Annotated in this window: 18 protein-coding genes; all 18 read right to left on the bottom strand. The window is 65.4% G+C overall.

Annotation, left to right across the window (positions count from 1 at the left end; genetic code table 11):
- Positions 1 to 142 precede the first annotated feature (142 nt).
- Positions 143 to 664 carry an MltR family transcriptional regulator gene (locus PG881_RS04725; RefSeq protein WP_005308438.1) on the bottom strand — a complete coding sequence of 174 codons (522 nt, stop codon included), beginning with the start codon at positions 662 to 664 and terminating at the stop codon, positions 143 to 145.
- 114 nt (positions 665 to 778) lie between these two features.
- Complete coding sequence (locus PG881_RS04720; RefSeq protein WP_016349320.1) at positions 779 to 1,924, bottom strand: mannitol-1-phosphate 5-dehydrogenase; 1,146 nt, start codon at positions 1,922 to 1,924, stop codon at positions 779 to 781.
- A gap of 37 nt (positions 1,925 to 1,961) precedes the next feature.
- The gene (locus PG881_RS04715; protein ID WP_016349321.1) at positions 1,962 to 3,884 is read right to left on the bottom strand and encodes a PTS mannitol transporter subunit IICBA; all 1,923 of its coding nucleotides are present in this window, start codon (positions 3,882 to 3,884) and stop codon (positions 1,962 to 1,964) included.
- Between the two features lie 454 nt (positions 3,885 to 4,338).
- Complete coding sequence (locus PG881_RS04710) at positions 4,339 to 5,385, bottom strand: DUF418 domain-containing protein (RefSeq protein ID WP_270798252.1); 1,047 nt, start codon at positions 5,383 to 5,385, stop codon at positions 4,339 to 4,341.
- 21 nt (positions 5,386 to 5,406) lie between these two features.
- Complete coding sequence (locus PG881_RS04705; protein ID WP_043162754.1) at positions 5,407 to 6,000, bottom strand: TetR/AcrR family transcriptional regulator; 594 nt, start codon at positions 5,998 to 6,000, stop codon at positions 5,407 to 5,409.
- A gap of 419 nt (positions 6,001 to 6,419) precedes the next feature.
- The gene (locus PG881_RS04700; protein WP_023110632.1) at positions 6,420 to 6,665 is read right to left on the bottom strand and encodes a DUF2274 domain-containing protein; all 246 of its coding nucleotides are present in this window, start codon (positions 6,663 to 6,665) and stop codon (positions 6,420 to 6,422) included.
- Positions 6,662 to 7,933 (bottom strand): TrbI/VirB10 family protein, encoded by a 1,272-nt coding sequence (locus tag PG881_RS04695; protein WP_023110633.1) that lies wholly within the window; start codon positions 7,931 to 7,933, stop codon positions 6,662 to 6,664. The genes PG881_RS04700 and PG881_RS04695 overlap by 4 nt, the downstream gene beginning before the upstream one ends.
- A gap of 2 nt (positions 7,934 to 7,935) precedes the next feature.
- Positions 7,936 to 8,928, bottom strand: a complete 993-nt coding sequence (gene trbG / locus PG881_RS04690) for a P-type conjugative transfer protein TrbG (protein ID WP_023110634.1) — start codon at positions 8,926 to 8,928, stop codon at positions 7,936 to 7,938.
- A complete protein-coding gene (gene trbF, locus PG881_RS04685) occupies positions 8,925 to 9,629 on the bottom strand; it encodes a conjugal transfer protein TrbF (protein WP_023110635.1) in 705 nt (234 codons plus the stop codon). The genes trbG and trbF overlap by 4 nt, the downstream gene beginning before the upstream one ends.
- A gap of 17 nt (positions 9,630 to 9,646) precedes the next feature.
- Positions 9,647 to 11,023 carry a P-type conjugative transfer protein TrbL gene (gene trbL, locus PG881_RS04680; protein WP_023110636.1) on the bottom strand — a complete coding sequence of 459 codons (1,377 nt, stop codon included), beginning with the start codon at positions 11,021 to 11,023 and terminating at the stop codon, positions 9,647 to 9,649.
- Entirely contained in the window at positions 11,020 to 11,352 is a 333-nt protein-coding gene (locus tag PG881_RS04675; protein ID WP_023110637.1) for a hypothetical protein, read from the bottom strand. Before PG881_RS04675 ends, trbL begins: the two co-directional genes overlap by 4 nt.
- Positions 11,353 to 11,364: 12 nt before the next feature.
- Positions 11,365 to 12,108 carry a P-type conjugative transfer protein TrbJ gene (gene trbJ, locus PG881_RS04670; RefSeq protein ID WP_023110638.1) on the bottom strand — a complete coding sequence of 248 codons (744 nt, stop codon included), beginning with the start codon at positions 12,106 to 12,108 and terminating at the stop codon, positions 11,365 to 11,367.
- On the bottom strand, positions 12,105 to 14,555 hold the full coding sequence (gene trbE / locus PG881_RS04665) for a conjugal transfer protein TrbE (protein WP_270798240.1): 2,451 nt from the start codon (positions 14,553 to 14,555) through the stop codon (positions 12,105 to 12,107). Before trbE ends, trbJ begins: the two co-directional genes overlap by 4 nt.
- A gap of 12 nt (positions 14,556 to 14,567) precedes the next feature.
- Positions 14,568 to 14,837: a VirB3 family type IV secretion system protein gene (locus tag PG881_RS04660; protein ID WP_023110640.1), complete on the bottom strand. Its 270-nt coding sequence runs from the start codon at positions 14,835 to 14,837 to the stop codon at positions 14,568 to 14,570.
- Complete coding sequence (locus tag PG881_RS04655) at positions 14,834 to 15,226, bottom strand: TrbC/VirB2 family protein (RefSeq protein WP_023110641.1); 393 nt, start codon at positions 15,224 to 15,226, stop codon at positions 14,834 to 14,836. Before PG881_RS04655 ends, PG881_RS04660 begins: the two co-directional genes overlap by 4 nt.
- Positions 15,223 to 16,266: a P-type conjugative transfer ATPase TrbB gene (gene trbB, locus PG881_RS04650; RefSeq protein ID WP_023123861.1), complete on the bottom strand. Its 1,044-nt coding sequence runs from the start codon at positions 16,264 to 16,266 to the stop codon at positions 15,223 to 15,225. The genes PG881_RS04655 and trbB overlap by 4 nt, the downstream gene beginning before the upstream one ends.
- Positions 16,263 to 16,727, bottom strand: a complete 465-nt coding sequence (locus PG881_RS04645; RefSeq protein ID WP_004883086.1) for a ribbon-helix-helix protein, CopG family — start codon at positions 16,725 to 16,727, stop codon at positions 16,263 to 16,265. Before PG881_RS04645 ends, trbB begins: the two co-directional genes overlap by 4 nt.
- Entirely contained in the window at positions 16,724 to 18,739 is a 2,016-nt protein-coding gene (locus PG881_RS04640; RefSeq protein WP_004883083.1) for a conjugal transfer protein TraG, read from the bottom strand. The genes PG881_RS04645 and PG881_RS04640 overlap by 4 nt, the downstream gene beginning before the upstream one ends.
- Between the last annotated feature and the right edge of the window lie 71 nt (positions 18,740 to 18,810).

Raw genomic sequence — 18,810 nt, 5'->3', positions numbered from 1 at the left:
TGTAGTGGGGAAGATGGTCAGATTGACACCGGCCGGCGGCGGGAACAAGGGGGGGACGCGGATCGCGCGACAGCGGGCGTCACGGCGGCATGGCCGCGGGAGAGGGGCGGGGTGTGGCCGCTGGCTGCGGCCACCAGCCGGATTAGATGGGGCTCTCCTTGTGGAGTTCGGTGACGCAGTCGGCCACCGCCAGCACCAGCGCCGAGCGCACCACCTGATCGAGCCGGTTCAGCTGCATCTGGTAGAAGGGCCAGTCCTCCTCGTTGGCGGGGGCCTCCTGCGGCATCATGCCGCCCTGGCTGACGCCGTGCAGACGTGCCAGCAGATCGCGGATGGGCTTGTCGCTGAAGCGGTAATCCTTGGGGTCGCGCACCAGAAAATCGCGGATCTTCAGGTAAGCCTCGAGATCCTGATAGCGTTCGAGAGAGATGAGGCCGAGGGCGAAGATGAGCTTGAGGCGCACCTCCAGCTGGCCGAGAGGGCCGCTCTGGTTGAGCAGGGGTTCGATGGCGTATTTGACGGCATACTCCTCCTGACGGAACGCGCGTCGCATCAGAGAGTCGACCGCCTCTTCCAGGATGGTCACGACCTCGAGAAAGAAGCCGCGAGGGCCATCCTGCTCGTTCAGTCGCTCCAGTACTTCATCTTCCTGGTGTGTGGTCATAAGTGCATTGGGTCCAGCTGACAGGGAGAGAGTGGGCCTCTCTCCCGGTTTTTATCGTGTGAGGCGCTTTGGTGGCCGGCCTTAGTGGGCCGGCGGCGATGGCGCCTCATCAGGTCACTTCAAATTGCCATAACGGGTGACGATGGCGCTGACGATGTCGCTGTCGGCAGCCAGGCCGGTGATGCGGGCCAGAGCCTGGGCCGGGCCCAGCTCCGCCAGCAGCTGTTGCAGCTCCACCGCCTGCGGGTCATCGGCGTTGCGATAGTGCAGCGCCGCAGCGATCCCCTCCTGCAGGTGATCGCTGGGCAGGCCGTACTCCAGGGTGCCGAGCAACGGCTTCACCAGCCGATCCCCCGCCGCCAGCTTGCGCAGCGGCTGACGGCCGACCCGGTCAATCTCGTCCACCAGATAGGGGTTGGCGAAGCGGGCCAGGATCTTCTCGATGTAGGCGGCGTGCAGGCGCGGGTCGAAACCGTAGCGTTGCACCAGCACGGCGCCACTCTCCTCCATGGCGCGGCGCACCTTGCTGCGGATCAGCGGATCCTCGATCGCCTCGCGGATGGTGCGATAGCCCCTCAGCTTGCCGAGGTAGGCGGTGACGATGTGGCCGGTGTTGAGGGTGAACAGCTTGCGCTCGACGAAGGCCATCAGGTTGTCGGTGGGCTCCATGCCCGCCACCTGCGGCAGCTCGCCCTTGAACTGGGTCTGGTCGACGATCCACTCGCTGAAGCTCTCCACCGTCACTTCCAGCGGATCATCGTTGGCCGCCGCCGGCGGAACGATGCGGTCCACCGCCGAGTCGACGAAGCCGATGCAGGCGTCGAGGGTGGCATGATACGCGACCGGCAGGTACTTGAGTACCTCCTGCTTGAGATGGCTGGTGCCGCGCACCATGTTCTCGCAGGCGATGACGTTGAGCGGTGTCAGGTTGCCGGCATCGAAGCGGGCCTGCAGCCCCTTGGCCAGGGTGCTGGCAATCTTGTCCAGAATGTTGGGGCCGACCGCGGTGGTGACCAGATCGGCGGTGATGATGCGGGCGATCACCTCGTGGCCGGCGGAGCTCACCGCCGCCACGTTGCGCACCACGTCCAGCTTCTGATCCGCTCCCACCACGTGCACCTTGTACTCCTGGCGGTGGTTGAGCTGGTCGATCAGGGTCTCGTTGACGTCGGCGAAAGTGACCTGGTGGCTGGCGTCAGCCAGCAGTTTTCCGATGAAGCCGCGACCGATGTTGCCGGCACCAAAATGCAATGTTTTCATGATATTAACCTCTTGAACCAAAGACGATGAAGGACGATCAGGCAGCCTGTTCGGCACCCAGCAGATCCAGGAATTCCTGGGGATCCTGAGTGCTGGCCAGCCGGTCGATGAGGCCGGGTTCGTCCAGTGCATTGGTCAGGCGGGTTATCACCTGCATGTGTTCGTCGTTGCGGGCGGCGATGCCGATCACCAGCCGCGCTACTTCATCGGCCGCCTCGCCGAAGGCGACCCCGGCCGGGTATTGGCAGATGACGATGCCGGTGCGCTTCACAAACTCCTTGGCGGCGATGGTGCCGTGCGGCACGGCGATGGATTCACCGAGGTAGGTGGAGACCAGCTGTTCGCGCTCCAGCATGGCGTTGACGTAGTCGGGCGCCACATAGCCCCGCTCCGCCAGCAGCTTGCCGGCAGCCCGGATGGCGGCCTCCTTGTTGTCGGCCTTGAGCCCCAGGTGCACGTCATGACGGCTCAGGGTGAACACTTCGGCGGCCTGCGGCTCGTAGCTGTCGTCGTTGGCGGCCACCAGCAGCTGCGGGTTGGCGACATCATCGTTGGCGGCCTGAGTCAGACTCTGTACCAGCTCCTGATAGAGACCGTTGTCGAGGAAGTTGGTGAGCGAGATGTGGTGGGCGTGTGGCGCGTGGCGACGGGCCCGCTCGGTCAGATCCTTGTGGGTGATGACCCAGTCCACCTGATCGTCGAGCTGATCGATGGCGCGGTTGGTGACGCTGATGTCGAGGCCGGCGGCCTGCACCCGCTTGCGCAGCAGGCCGGCGCCCATGGCGCTGGAGCCCATGCCCGCATCGCAGGCGACGACTATGTTGCGCACCGCCATCAGTTCACCGCCCGGCTTCTTGGCCGCTGCGGTCTCGGGCTTGGCACCCTTCATGGCTTTCATCTTGCGAGTGGCTTCACCGAGGGCATCGGCCTCGTCGGCTTCCGGTTGCTGGGCACGCACGAACACGGCGGCGACCAGGAAGGAGACGGTGGTGGAGGCGACGATGGAGAGTAGCACCCCGATGAGGGAGGCTTTCGGCGTCATCAACAGCACGGCGAAGATGGAACCCGGTGAGGCGGGGGAGACCAGACCTGCGTTGAACAGGGTCAGGGTGAACACCCCGGTCATGCCGCCGGCGATCACCGCCAGAATGAGGCGCGGGTTCATCAGCACGTACGGGAAGTAGATCTCGTGGATGCCGCCGAAGAAGTGAATGATGGAGGCACCGGCAGCGGACTGCTTGGCGGCGCCGCGACCGAACACCATGTAGGCCAGCAGCACGCCCATGCCCGGGCCCGGGTTCGCTTCGATCAGGAAGAAGATGGAGCGGCCGTGCTCGGTGGCCTGCTGGATCCCCAGCGGCGAGAAGATGCCGTGGTTGATGGCGTTGTTGAGGAACAGGATCTTGGCCGGTTCGACGAAGATGGAGGTGAGCGGCAGCAGGTTGTTGTCCACCAGGAAGCCGACGCCACCGGCCAGTACGCCGGAGAGCACCTTGACGAAGGGGCCGATCACGAAGAAGGCGAGGATCGCCAGCAGCATGCCGATCAGGCCCGCTGAGAAGTTGTTGACCAGCATCTCGAAGCCGCTCTTGACGCGACCTTCCATCGCCTTGTCGAAACGCTTGATGGCCCAGCCACCGAGCGGGCCGACCATCATGGCGCCCATGAACATGGGAATGTCGGTCCCCACGATGACACCCATGGTGGTGATGGCACCGACCACGCCGCCGCGCTCACCGCCCATCAGCTTGCCGCCGGTATAGCCAATCAGCAGCGGCAGCAGGTAGGTGATCATGGGGCCGACCAGCTTGGCCAAGGTTTCGCTCGGCAGCCAGCCGGTGGGGATGAAGAGGGCGGTAATAAAGCCCCAGGCGATGAAGGCGCCTATGTTGGGCATGACCATATTGGACAGGAAGCGTCCAAAATTCTGTATCTTGACTTTGGTATCCGGTGATAACATGTCGGGACCCCGTTTTAAGCCTGTTTGATTAAAAGTGGTAGTCGGGCTGGCCGGTTTTGCCGAACCGCCATCCCTGTCGTCTAAGCAACTTCAATCTACCAGCTTGTGATCAAATTAGGCTGAAAACGGGGTGTCTTGTGACACAGCTCTCAAATACCCCGACCTCCCCCCTCCCTTCATAGTGATCTCGATCACATTCACTCTCTGTATTTCGGCTACATTTCGATCTTTGCTGCCACCAGTATCGTTTTTATGTGATGTGAATCACCTTATGTTGTTTGCGCAAACCCGATGTCAATGTGATCTATTTCTCATTTTCATTATTTGTATTCAATTGGAGCAATTCGCCTGGCCTGAAAAGTGAGGGTGTTGACGATTGATTGCTTGAATCCATATTCAAATAACCAATGAATCAATTATTTTGTAACCCACTTTCAGTTTTTCATGATGCCCTTCAGCCGCAAAGCCGACGCATCAGCCACTCCAGTGGGCCTCGCTCGAAGCGCTGACTCCAGAGATTGGCAAACAGCAGCGCCGCCAGGGCGAAGAGGGTGGCGGCCAGCACCACCTCGGGCAGATCCTGCCCCTGCAGCCAGCCGATCGCCTCCAGTACCCCCATGCCGAGCATGATGTGGGCCAGATAGAGGGTCAGGGTCTGCCGGCCGACCGGCAGCCACACTCGCCACCAGCGTGCCTCGGGCAGGGCGCGTCCCAGCCAGAGGCAGAGGGCGATCAGGGTGCTGGCCGCGCCCATGCCGAACAGCAGGTAGAGCGGCGCCGGGGGAATGGGCTGGGTCGCCAGCAGTGGCGCCAGCTCGGGGGCCGGCAAGAGGGTCGGCAACCAGAGCGACAGCCCCTTGGCCAGCGCCATGGCGCTCACCCCGCCGGCCAGCAGCCAGCGCTGGGTGAGCGGATTGGCCAGAGATTGGCGGCTCAGCCAGAGGCCGTAGAGCAGAAAGCCCAGCCAGGGCACCACCGGGTGCCAGCCGTTGAACAGCAGATTGCGGATGAAGCCGGCCAGGGTCCAGAACTCGGGATAGCTGAAGCTGTGCCACTGCCAGCCCCGATCGTAATCGAGCAGGAACAGCAGGCCGACGAAGCTTGCCGCCAGCAGCGGGATCAGAGCCAGCAGCCAGGGGGAGGGAAGCCGCAGACAGCAGGCCCCCAGCAGAAAGTAGACGGCGTAGTAGTGGATGATGTCGGCCGGAAACACCAGGTAGTTGAGCAGTCCCACGATCAGCAGGAACAGGGCCCGCCTGGCGGTATGGCTCATGGCCGCCGACCACGCCAGCTTGCGGGTCGACAGCCCCAGCCCGATGCCGGCCAGTACCACGAAGCTGGCGGCGGAGCGCCCCTCCAGTGCATCCAGCAGGGGCTTGAGCCAGGTCGGCTCCCCCGCCAACACCCCCATGGCGATGCGAAAATTCACCAGCACCATGCCGATAAGCGCCATGGCACGGGCCAGATCCAGTCCTTCCAGTCGATTGTGCGGGGTCGTCATGGTGGTGACTCCTTGGAGTGATCAGCAGGCCGGACCGAGCAGCTGGTCCAGCAGGGATGGCAACCTTTGTTCCACCGGTGCCTGCTCTGGATGCAGAGCAAGGGCGTGGCGCACCGCCTGCCCCTCCAGTGCGTCCAGCAGCAGCTGGGCGGTGAGATCCGGCAGCAGGTGTGCGGCCAGCTCCCCCGCCTGCTGGCCACGGCGCACCGTCGCCGCCAGGGCATCGCACAGCTGGCGCTGGTTGCTGGCGAAGGTGGCGGCCATCTCCGGATGGCGGGTCAGCTCGGCCAGGATCTCGGTGCCGAGCAGCAGGTTCTCCGGAGTCAGCGACCAGGCGAGGTAGCCGGCGGCGAAGCGGGCCAGCGCCGCCCGGGCCGGCCCCAGGGCCAGCTCATCCAGCAAAGGCTGCAGCTCGGCCGCCTCCAGCGAGGCGATCAGGGCGATCAGCTCTTCCTTGCGGGCGAAGTGGTTGTAGAGGTTGCCGAGGCTCACTCCGGCGGCGGCGGCGATGTCGCGCATGCCGGTCTGGTGGAAGCCTCGCTCGATGAAGCAGCCGAGCGCCGCCTGGATGATCTGTTCGCGCCGCTGCTCCAGCCGCAGGTTGTTGGTGGTCATGGGGATGCCTCTTGCCTGAAAATTTACCATGAGCGAACGTTCGTTCATTTATGGATTCACTCTATGCTCGTGGCGAGCAACTGGCAAGCTCGGGGCGTACAAAAAATGATCGCCGGACTCGGCGCGCGGCATGGCCCAATAAAAAATGTCCGCTGTCAAGTCTTTGGCGCAGGGATGCATCGGCGCGAAAGGTCTTATGGGGCAACAGGTTAGGCCAGATTTCGGCCATCGCGTACGCTTGTCTCTTTTCGAGCTAGGTGCCGGATAGGCGCTTCGCGGCGGCAAACCCAGGGGCGGCACAGCGGGCAAGGTCGCATCGTCATCATAGCCCTAGCGTGTCACAAACCACCTCTCAAAGCGAAAGCGCAGCCCTCGGGCTGCGCTTTCATCGTGCGCGTATGGCGGATGCGTCTGCATCGTCAACCAGGCTTAGGGGCTGCGGCCTTGCCCACACTTCCCTTCCTGAATCCTCGATCCCCCGCCATAAAGGCTTCGAGCATGTGCGGGATCAGCGTGGCCGCATCAACCGCTTCGCCATACGCCTGCGCGTGCAGCGCGGCGTAGGCATCGAGGTCGGCTTTCAGGCTGGCCGGGCAGGAGAAGGTCAGCTTCATGACTTCATGGCGAGGCAGAGGGCCAAGCCGCAATTTCCTGGTCGTGCTCATCGTGAAGTTCCCTTGTTGAAAAAGAGCGGCTGATAGGCACGCAACACCAGATCGCGCGCCACGATGATCCGCACCGGCAAGCCGGGCCGGCTGGTCAAGGTCGGCTGGATGTTGAGGTTGCGCCGGGTCATCTCCTGGCCGACCTGATTGATGCTGTCCTGCGCGCTGTCGCGCCCGGCGATGATGATGCGATCGCCGTCCTGCCGGTTCTCCGGCGCGGCCAGCTCGGCGCCGATGCCTAGCAGCGTGGTCAGCGCCGCGCCGGCAAAGATGCGATCCCAATGCCAATCCACATCGTCTTCCAGGCCGGCATAGCCGGCCGGGTCGGTGCCGGCCAGGTTGTCGAGCGTGAGCGATGACGTGTCCGGCAGGATGATCCGGTTCCACACCACCTGCACCCGGCTCTGCCCGTAGCTGACCTGGCTGTTGTAGCGGCCCAAAATGCGCGAACCCTGCGGGATCAGCAGGAAGCGCCCGGTCGCCGTGTCATAGACCGGCTCCGTCACCGTGGCGATCACGTCGCCCGGCAAGTCCGACTTGATGCCGGTTACCAAGGCACCTGCGATCACCGTTCCGGCCATGACCTGGTACGGCGAAGCCGGCAGGGTCAGGTTGCCGGAATTGCGGGTTTCCGTAGAACCACCTTTCAGAAAAGCCTCTTTCTGGTCTTGCCGGTTCTGCACGGCGGTCGGGTCGGCAGGCAGGGCCGCCGTCGAAGCCGGCCCTGCGGCCATCGGGTCGAAGGCCGCATTGGCGGCGAAGCCCGGCGCGGCGGCGACCTGCGACTGCGCGACCGGCGCAGCCGCCTGCGCACCCGAACGGAAGAACACGGACGAAGCCGCGGCCGCTTCGGCTTCCTTGCGCAGCGCGTCGTTCGGATCGTGGCCGGGGGCCGCATAGGCGGCCGTCACCGGCTGCTGCGACTTCACGATGGCCGGGCCGAGATCGCCCGGCAGCGGCGGCCCCAATTCGGGAACGGCGGGCGGCAGCTTCGAGTAATCCGCCGGCAGCGCATCCAGCCCTTCCGACTTCGAGACGCGATCGACGTTGTAAAGCTCGGCCTGCTCGCTGGCTCCGCGCCTCTGCGGTTGCAGCGACCACATCAGCGCGCCGAGCACGGCGACCGCGAGGCCGCCGGCAAGGATGGCCAGGGTGCGCCGGTTCAGGCGCGTGACCGGGCGCGGCTGCGCGCGCAGCGCCACCGCCTCGGGCGCGATCTTGTCCGCCGCCTGCGGCGTGGCGAGGTCGGGAGTGTCGTCCTGGCTCATGGTCAGTTCCTCCGCGCCACGCCATCGGTGCGCTCGATGCGTACCACGTCGCCGCCATCGCCGCCCAGGCGCAGTTCAGCCGCGCCGAACAGCCGATCCACGATGTAGTACGGCGAGCGGAAGCGGTAGTTCACCAGTTGCCCGTCGCCCTGCGCACCAATGACGAATAAGGGCGGCAATTCGCCTTGCGCGATGCCGGGCGGGAACTGGATATAGACCTTCTCGCCGTCGTCGAAGGCGCGCAGCGGCTTCCACGGCGGATTGCTACCGCTGACCGCGTAGCGGAAACGGATCTTCTCCAGCGACAAGCCAGTATCGACCGGCGCGGCGGCGCTGGCCGCCTGCGACTGGCGCTGCAAGGCCAGCATCCGGTCTTTCGGATAGTCCCAGGACACCGAGGCCATCCACGCCTTTTCCGTCGAGGTCAGTTCCAGCAGGTAGGTGCGTCGGCTGGTGGTGATGACCAGATTGGTTTTCAGGCCCGAGCGGATGGGCTTGACCAGCACATTGACGCGCAGCGCTTCGCCGCTGCCGCTGGACGTATCGCCCACGATCCAGCGCACGGTATCGCCAGCGGCGACCGTCATCAGTTCCTCGCCGGGCTGCAAGGAAACCACGGTCACGCGCCCCGGCGCGGCATAGACCTGATAGAGCGCGCCGTCCGTGAAGGGCCACACCTGAATCGCATTGACGTAGCCCTCGCGGGTCGGCGCGATGCGCGCCTCGGCGTTGGCGCGCGAAACGCGCACCTTCTCGTCGGCTGGCTCCGGCGCAGCCGGGGCCATATCGACCTCCGGCAGCGGCTTCAACTGCGCGGGCAGCGCCAGCGGCTCGGGGACGGCCACGACTTCGACCGGCTTGGGCGGCTCGGGCAGCGGTTGCGCCTGCACCGGCCCATCGAGCGAAATGACCGGAGGCGGCTTGCCCTGCGAGGCGCAGCCCGCAAGGGCAAGCAGGATCGACGGCAAAGCGTAAAAGCGGAAAGGCAGGTTCATGGCTTGGCTCCTTCGGAAGAATCCAGTTCGCGGCTCCACGCCAGGCCATTGACGTAGATGCCCAAGGGATTGCGGCGCAGGCGTTCTTCGGTGCGCGGGGTTTGCAGGACGATGGACACCACGGCCGTCCACCGCTCCAGCCCGGCGGCCGCGCCGTTGACATAGCGGCGTTCCGTCCAGCGCACGTTGAATGACGTGTCGCTTGCGCGGACGACACTGGTGATCTGCACCGTCACCGACTCCTTGCCGATGCGCGCGAACGGGTCATTGGTGCGGGCGTAATCGTTGAGCGCGGCCGCGCCTTTGTCGGTCGTGTAGTCGTAGGCGTCGAGCCAGTTCTGCCGCACGACGATGGGATCGACGGACAGCGAGCGAACCATCGTCACAAAGCGCGCCAAGTGGTGTGCGATCTGCGCATCGCCTGGCCGGTACGGCGTGGCGGCTTCGCCTACGGCGCGCACCTGGCCGGCTTCATCCACCTCGATGACATAGGGCGTGACGATGGACTGCGCCGAGCGCCACACCAGGCCACCGGCCATCAGCAGTGCCAGCACTAGACAACCGAACGCCATGAGACGCCAGTTCTTCGCCTGTACGCGGGCCGAGCCGATACGGTCGTCCCAAACTTGGGCGGCGGATTGGTATGGGGTGGCAGGCTGCGGCGTGTCGGCATAGCGCACCTGCGGTCGCTTGAATCGCATGGGTTTCTCCTTGAAGGTCAGGTATCGGAATCGCGCAGGCTCGGGCCTTGCCCGGAGCCGCCGCCGTCGCCCCCGCGAAGCGTGTGGGCGGCGGTGGTCGCGGCATGGGTGATTTGCTGGCGGCGGTGCATCCGCTTGGCCCAGGCGGGTTGTTCCTGCTTGGGCGAGCCGGCAGCACCGTCTGCTGCTTCGCCAGCGGCGGCCTGGCCTGCGCCAGCAGCGCCAGCGCCTGTGCCGTTCCAGCCGGCGCGGAATGAATCGGCCACCTTCTGCCCGGCAGCGGAAGCGCCAGACGCGGCGCGGCGGCCCGCCGCCTGTGCGCCCGTCTTGGCGACATTGCCTAGGCCAGCCGCTGCACCCCTGGCCCCGCCGCCAGCAGCGGCGGAACCGGCCTGGAACGCCGAGCGGGCGCTACCAGCCGCCGAGGTCGCGGCACGCGCACCCGCGCCGGCCAGCTTGGCGGCGGCCGGGGCCATGCGCGCTCCAGCCATGACCGCGCCGCCCACGCCAGTAGCGGCGGCGCCGATGGCAACACCCGTGCCGACAGCACCAACCGCCGCGCCGGCCATCGCGCCCGCGCCGAGTTGCGGCGCACCGGACACGAGGCCCGTGGCGATGCCGGGGCCGAAGATGCCGAGCGCCAGCAAGGCGAGCGAGGCCAGCATCACGACCAGCGCGTGGTCGATGGATGGCTCGTCGGGGTGAACCTGGAACTCCGTGAACAGGCCCGATCCGATGCCGACGATGACGGCCAGCACCAAGACCTTGATGCCTGACGACACCACGTTGCCGAGTACCTTTTCCGCCAGGAAGCTCGTCTTGTTCCAAAGCGCAAACGGGATCAGGACGAAGCCGGCCAGCGTCGTCAGCTTGAACTCGATCAGCGTGATGAAAAGCTGTACCGCGAGCACGAAGAAGCACAGGATCACCACCAGCCAGGCGAGGAACATCACCACGATGGGGTCGATGTTCACGAACACCTCGGGGAAGCCCGCCATGTCGCCGATCTGTTCCAAGATCGGCGCACCCGCGTCGATGCCGGTCTTTGCCAGTCGCCCCGGCTGAAGAAAGTTCTCCATCGTGATGGCCGAGCCGGTGGCAGTGATGCCCAAACCGGCGAACGAGCGGAACACGATGCTTGCCAGCCAGTTGAAGTTGCCGATGATGTAGGCGAAGGCGCCGACGTAGAGCACCTTGCGAACCAGTTTGGCGATCACGTCCTCGCCTTGGCCAGTCGCATGGCTCATGGCCCAGTACAGTCCCGCGATGGTCATGTCGATGACGATGAGCGTGGCCGTCAGGAACGCCACCTCGCCTTGCAGCAGTCCGAAACCGGAGTCGATGTAGCGCGAGAATGTATCGAGGAACTTGTCGATGATGGTCACGTCATTCATGGCGTGTCCTCCGTAGCGGCGAGCGGCGCATCACCAGCGTCATCGGTGGGCGTGTCGAAGCTCGCCGGGATCGGTGGCAGGTCGGCCAGCGAGCCGTATTCGTCCGGCCCGGTGTGGCCGGCGAAGAAGCGCCGCCGGAAGGCGTCGGCGGCGGCGCGGCAAGCGTCTTCGCCCACGGCCTGCCGGTCGGCCGCGCATTGCGCGCGTAGCGCCTTGAGCCGCACGGCATCGGCGGCCAAGGTCGCGGCCAGGTGTTCGGCCGGTTGCTGGCCGCACGCGGTCAGCAGCACGGCCAGCAACGAAACCGGCAGGACGTGAACGCATCGCATGGCCGCCTCCTGTCAGTTGTTGTAGAAGTTGACGGACTGCGGCGTGTACGGCGTGCCGGTGCCGAGGAAGCGCCGCCGCACTTCGCGGGCGCGCTCGGTGGCCGCCGCCTGCCGCGCCAGTTCCAGCGAGGCCGCCCGGTCTTGCGTGATCTGGAGCTGCTGGGCCTGGATGGACTGCTTGGCCTGCAAGGCGAGAAGCTGGTTCGTCGCCTGCATGGCTTGCAGCGCGCCGGTGGCCGACTGGCTCTGGCTCACGAGGTCGGCCAGTGCGCTTTCGTCTTGGGCCAGGTTCTGCGACACCTGCGCCTGCATCCGCATCGCGGTGTGCAGGCCGTTCAAGGTGTTCTTCCAACGCTCTTGCGCGTCGCGTAGCATCTGGTCGCCGCTCACCGTCGCTGCGTACTGCTCCGGGTACAGCCGGGCGAAGGTGGCATCCATGCTCTGCACGTCGTAGGCCAGGCCGCGTGCCTCGGTGATCAGGCGCTCGGTAGTCGCCAGTGTCGAGCGCAGGCGATTGACGATGTTGAAGTCGAGATTCGCTAAGTTGCGCGCTTGGTTCATCAACATCTGCGCTTCGTTCTGGAGCTGATTAATCTGGTTGTTGATCTGCTCCAGTGTGCGCACGGCGGTCAGCGTGTTCTGCACGAAGTTGGACGGGTCGAACACCGTCAGTGCGGATGCAGGCTGTGAGGCCAACAGCGACACCGACAGCACGGTGGCGAGCGAGGCAGACAGCAAACGGTGCTTGGTATTCATGGTGAAACCTCCAGTGGTGGGGAGTTGAGGAAAGAAGCCGCCGCCGGTGAGGACGGCAGCAGGTCGGCGGCCCAATCGAGGCCGCGATGGCGCAGCCACGCGCCGGCGAAGCCGGGAGCGCCGGCCTGCGTCAGCACGCGGTCGATGTCGCGTTGGTCTTGTGGTGTAGATGCGCCCGCAAAAGCGAGCGCGGCCGGCCCCAGGTCGAGGTCGAACAGGCGATTGCCCAGGCGCGATTGGTAGTAGTAATCGCGCTTGGGCTGCGCGGTAGCGACGATCTCGATTTGCCGACTGTTGAGGCCGAAGCCCTCGTAGATCGTGCGAATCTGAGGCTCTGTCGCCTGAGGGTTAGGGAGAAAAATCCGACTGGCGCAGCTTTCGATGATCGCGGGCGCGATGGTCGAGTCCTTGATGTCGGCCAGCGATTGCGTGGCGAAGATCACCGACACGTTTTTCTTGCGCAGCGTCTTGAGCCATTGCCGGATGCGCGCCGCGAAAGACGGCTCATCGAGGAACAACCAGGCTTCATCGAGGATCAGCAGCGTGGGCGCACCGTCGAAGCGCTCATCGAAGCGGGCGAACAGGTAGCGCAGCACCGCTTGCACGGCGGCGGGGCTGTGCATCAGTTCTTCCATCTCGAAGCCCTGCACGGCGGCCATGCCCAGCCGGTCGCGGTCGGCGTCCAGCAGCTTGCCGTGCGCGCCACCCAGTACATACGGCGACAGAGCCTGCCGCAGCGCGTTGGATTGCAGCAGCACGGAAAACCCGGTCAGCGTGCGTTGCTCCACCGGCGCACCGGCCAGGCTCCCCAGCGCCGACCAGATCGCCGCCTTCTCGTCCGGGCCGACGGTGACGCCTTCATGCAGAAGACGGCCTTCCACCCATTCGGCCGCCCAGGTGCGGTAGCCCTCGCCGTCGATGCGGGCGAGCGGCTGGAAGGCAATGCCGCCATCGGCTCCGAGATCGTAGTGCTCGCCGCCCAAGCCGAGAATGGTGTCTCGCATCGAGCGCCCCATGTCGAATGCGAAGATGCGCGAGCCGAAGTAGCGGCGGAACTGCATCGCCAAAATGGCGAGCAGTACCGACTTGCCCATGCCGGTCGGGCCAGCGACCAGCGTGTGGCCCACGTCGCCGATGTGCGTCACCAGCCGGAACGGCGTCGCGCCATCGGTGCGGGTGACGATCAGCGGCGGGCCGCCCAGGTGGTCGTTCTTCTCCGGCCCGGCCCATACCGCCGACAGCGGCATCATGTGCGCCAGGTTCAGCGTCGAGACGATGGGCTGGCGCACATTCGCATAGGCATTGCCGGGAATGGACGACAGCCAGGCATCGACCGCGTTCAAGGTTTCGGGGATGGTGACGAAGCCCCGGCCCTGGATGACGCGCTCCACCATGCGCAGCTTTTCATCGGCAGCGGCCGGGTCGGCGTCGAGCACCGTCACCGTGGCGGTGAGGTAGCCGAAGGCGACTTGATCGCTGCCCAGCTCCTGCAAGGCGGCATCGGCATCGGCCGCTTTGTTGCTGGCGTCGGTATCGACCAGCGGGCTTTCCTGCTGGAAGATGGTTTCGCGCAGCAGCGCCACCACGTTCTTGCGCTTGGCGAACCACTGGCGGCGCAGGCGGCCCAACTCCTTTTCCGCCTCGGCTTTGTCCATGCAGACAAAGCGCGTACTCCAGCGGTAGCCAAAGCCCAGGCGGTTGAGGTCGTCCAGCAGGCCCGGCCAGGTGGAAGTCGGAAAGCCCCGTACCGACACCACCCGCAGGTGCTGGTCGCCCAGCGTCGGCGCGAGGCCGCCGACCAGAGCGGAATCGGCCAGCAGCGCGTCGATATGGAACGGCACTTCCGGCACGCTCACGCGGTAGCGCCGCGTGGACACCGTGGCGTGCAGGTAGGTCAGCGTTTCAGCGTCATCGAGCCAGGCGATTTCCGGCATCACACCATCGAGCAGGTCAAAGACCCGATCCGTTTCCGCCACGAAGGCATCGAGCCGGCCGCGCCAGTCCACGCCGTCGCTGGGCGTGTTCTCGTAAAGTAGCTTGGCGGCGCGGGCGCGGGATTCCTCCGGCGGCAGGTAGGCCAGCGTCAGGTGATAGCCGCTCTCGAAGTGATGGCCCGATTCCTCGAACGCGGCACGGCGTTCTTCCTCCACCAGCCACGACAGTGGTTCGGGGAAGTCGGAACGCGGATAGTCGGCGGCGGGACGGCGCTCGGCCTCGATGAACAGTGCCCAGCCCGAACCCAGCCTGCGAAGCGCGTTGTTGAGCCGGGCCGAGGTGGCGATCAGTTCGCCTTGCGTGGCGCTGTCCAAGTCCGGTCCGCGAAAGCGCGCCGTGCGCTGGAAAGCGCCATCCTTGTTCAAGATGACGCCCGGCGCGATCAGCCCGGCCCAGGGAAGCCAGTCGGCCAGCAGCGCGGGCCGCTGGCGGTATTCGGCAAGGTTCAGCATGGCGGCATCCCCCTACACGTCCAGCAGCGGCTTGTGCTTGATGTGCCGGGCAAACACGACCATGAACTGCGGATCGACGCGCGCGCCCCACACCGCCAGCGAATGGCCGACGATCCAGAGCACCACGCCAGGAATCCAGAGTTGCAGGCCCAGTCCGACGGCGGCGGCCAGCGTGCCGTTCGCAATGGCGACCGTTCGCGGCGCACCGCCCATGAGGATCGGTTCGGTCAGCGAGCGATGCAGCGGCACCTCGAAGCCCGGAAGATCGTTGGCCGTACTCATACGACAGCCCCGCCGGAGAAGCTGAAGAAGCTCAAGAAGAACGAGGACGCAGCGAAGGCGATGGACAGGCCGAACACAATCTGGATCAGCTTGCGGAAGCCGCCCGACGTATCGCCGAAGGCGAGCGCGAGGCCCGTGGCGATGATGATGATGACCGCGACGATGCGCGCCACCGGCCCCTGAATCGACTCCAGAATGGATTGCAGCGGCCCTTCCCAGGGCATCGAGGAACCGGCGGCCTGTGCCGTGCCAGCCAGCAACAGCAGCAGCGCGGCCAGCAGCAGACCTTGCCCCGCCGGGTGGGCTAGGCTGCGCAGCCGCGCAAGGCTGGACAGGCGGGGAAGCGGATTTACGGAAAAGCGGAAAGCGTGAGCGTGCATCTGCGTCATGGCAGTTCTCCAGGTTGGTCAGGGGACGGAGAAGAAAGCGGCGGCAACTCGGGAAACGGCGTTTCCAGCGCGTCCGCCAGGCGATAGCCCATGCCGTCGAAGCCGACGACGCGGGCAATGCTTCCGACGCGGCGCTTGCGGCCACGTCCGGCGATGTGGATGACGACGTTGACCGCCTCGGCGATCAGCGCACGCGGCGGGTTCACCGCGACTTCGAGAATCAACTGTTCGAGGCGCAGCAATGCGCCCAGCGCGGAACCAGCGTGGATGGTGGCGATGCCGCCGGGGTGGCCGGTGCCCCACACCTTAACCAAGTCCAGGGCTTCGCCGCCGCGTACCTCGCCGACGATCACGCGGTCGGGGCGCAGGCGCATCGTGGCCCGCACCAGCTCGGTCATAGACACGACGCCAGCGCGGGTGCGCAGCGGCACATGGTCGCGGGCTGCGCATTGCAGCTCGATGGTGTCTTCGAGCACAAGCACGCGGTCGCCCGTGGCGGCGATCTCCGCAAGCAAGGCATTGGCGAGTGTGGTTTTGCCGCTGCTCGTCGCCCCGGCGATCAGGATGTTCTGGCGCTCACGCACGGCGCGGCGCAGGAACTCGGCCTGGCCTGTGGTCAAGATGCCGTCGGCCACATAGCGATCCAGCCCGATGATGCTCACGGCGCGCTTGCGCAGCGCGAAGGCTGGGCCGGGCGCTGCGGGCGGCAAGATGCCCTCGAACCGCTCGCCGGTTTCGGGCAGCTCGGCGGTCAGCAGCGGCCGCCCGCGATGCACCTCTGCGCCGACGTGCGCAGCCACCAGCCGGATGATGCGTTCGCCATCGTCTTGGGACAGCTCCACGCCCAGCGGCATGCGGCCCGATGACAACCGATCCACCCATAGGGTGCGGTCGGGGTTGAGCATGATTTCCACCACGTCGGGGTCGGCCAGCGCAGCGGCGATGACTGGCCCCATTGCCGTGCGCAGCATCTGGATACGGCGATCCAGAGAGGTTGCGGCGGATGAGAGTTCGGGCGGGGTTTGCGGAATGGCGCTCATGAGGCACGCTCCTGCGCTTCAGCCAGTGCCTCCGCGTCATCCATTCGCGCCGGGTCTGGGTGCAGTTCTTCCACAACGTCGCGCACCAGGCTGCGGCCACGCAGCAGGTGGCGGCCGAGCCGCTCCACGAATTGCTCGAAACGCGCTTTGCCTTGGGCGCGAGCTGCGTCCTGATGGGCTTCGGGAATCGGGGTGCTGACGGTCAGGAAGTAGCGGATGAACAGCGCCAGTGTTTCGATCTGGATGTTCTGGTCGCGCTCCATGCGCTCGGCCTGCCGCGACAGGCGATCGAGCCGCTTGGCGATGGCCGCCTCGCGCTGGTCGCCAGCATCGGGCGATAGCCACGACGCGAGCGCCGCCGCGACAATGGACGACTTGGACACGCCTTTCTTGGCGGCCAGTTCTTCGAGACGCTTGGCGTGCTCGGGCTGAATGAACAGATTGAGGCGGTATTGGCTCATAAGTCGATTCCGTCGTTGGGGTCGAGGGAAGCCAGCCGGGCCGTGCGCTGCATGGCCGGGTCGAGCTGGCCGGGAAGCGGCAGCGGCAGGTCGTCGTCGTCATCGAGCAGAGTCAGGTCATGGCCGGCGAGCAGCGGTTCGGGGCTGTATTCGCTGACTTCGGATAGCTCCGGCTGTCGGCGTGGGCCGCCGTCATCGGCGGTGCCTGTGCCATCGCCGGACAGGCCCGCAGCCCGGACCGTTGACACGGCTGGGATCGATAGGCCGCTCCAGTCGTCGGGCCGGGCCGGTGGCGCGTCCGCGTATTGCCCGGCCGCGAGCACAGGCGGCGGTAAAACGCGGTTCTTGAAATTCGCGTCGGCGTAGTAGCGCAGCTTCTTGGCCTTGATCGGTGCCACGCTGGACACCATCACCACAGCTTCCTCAGTCGGAAGCTGCATCACTTCACCGGGCGTCAGTAGCGGGCGGGCCGTCTCCTGCCGCGACACCATGAGGTGCCCCAGCCACGGTGCCAATCTGTGCCCGGCATAGTTGCGCTGCGCGCGCAGTTCGGTAGCGGTGCCAAGCGTTTCGGAGATCCGTTTCGCAGTGCGTTCATCGTTGGTGGCGAACGTCACGCGGACATGGCAGTTATCCAGAATCGAATGGTTCTGGCCGTAGGCTTTGTCGATCTGGTTGAGCGATTGGGCGATAAGAAAACTGCGGATTCCGTAGCCCGCCATGAAGGCAAGCGCCGTCTCGAAGAAGTCCAGGCGGCCCAGCGCCGGGAACTCATCGAGCATCAGCAGCAGCTTGTGGCGGCGTTCGATGCCGTCGCTGCCGTCGAGCGATTCGGTGAGCCGTCGGCCGATCTGGTTGAGGATCAGGCGAATGAGCGGTTTCGTCCGCGAAATATCCGAAGGTGGCACTACCAGATAAAGCGACACCGGATGCTCGGACGCGATCAGGTCGGCGATACGCCAGTCGCAGCGCGAGGTGACTTCGGCCACCGTGGGGTCGCGGTAGAGGCCCAGGAACGACATGGCGGTGCTCAACACGCCGGAACGCTCGTTGTCCGACTTGTTGAGCACTTCGCGCGCCGCCGAAGCGACGACTGGATGCGGGCCACCACCTTCCACGTTCACGAGGTGCTGTGTGGTCATCATCCGGTGCAAGGTCAGCTCGAAGGGGCTGGCCGGATCGGAGAGGAAATTGGCGACGCCGCGCAGCGTCTTGTCCTCGCCCGCGTAGAGCACATGCAGGATGGCCCCGACCAGCAGCGCGTGCGAAGTCTTCTCCCAATGGTTGCGCTTCTCAAGCGCGCCTTCTGGATCGACCAGAATGTCGGCTATGTTCTGTACGTCACGCACTTCATGTGCGCCGCGCCGAACTTCTAGCAGCGGGTTGTAGGCCGCCGACTTCGCATCGGTCGGATTGAACAGCAGGCAGTGTGAGTAGCGTGAGCGCCAACCTGCGGTGATCTGCCAATTCTCGCCCTTGATGTCGTGGACTACGGCGGATGCAGGCCAAGAAAGCAGCGTCGGCACCACAAGGCCGACGCCTTTGCCTGAGCGCGTGGGCGCGAAAGTGAGGATGTGTTCCGGGCCTTCATGCCGAAGGTACTTGCCATCGTGCTGACCGAGGAACACGCCGATCGGCTGCGTAAGGCCGGCTTTGCGAATGTCCTCCGTACTTGCCCAGCGTGCCGAGCCATAGGTCGTGACTAGGCGTGATTGACGAGAGCGCCAGATCGACATGCAGACTGCGACCACCACCGCCAGCAAGCCACTGCCACCCGCTATGGCACCGCCCGTGTCGAAAACGCGTGGCGCGTAGGCATCGAAGAAGAACCACCACTCAAACAGCTTCCACGGGAGGTAGATCGGTGTGCCGAGGAAATCAAACCAGGGGGAGCCAAGGCGTACCTGATAGCCAAGGGCTGCTGCCGTCCATTGTGTGGCGCCCCACACACCCGCGATCACGATGCCGAATACCACGGCTATCTGACCGAACAGCACATTCGTACCTTGCATAGCCCCGCCTCCAATCTCTCCTACGCTGATTCCCTTGGGAAACGCGGCTTAGAAATGTGCCGCAGGCGTCA

It is taken from the genome of Aeromonas sp. QDB54, from assembly GCF_027707385.1.
GTDB lineage: Bacteria > Pseudomonadota > Gammaproteobacteria > Enterobacterales > Aeromonadaceae > Aeromonas > Aeromonas hydrophila.
Note: the sequence above shows the minus strand (reverse complement) of the source record. Positions and strands in the feature narration are given on the sequence as shown.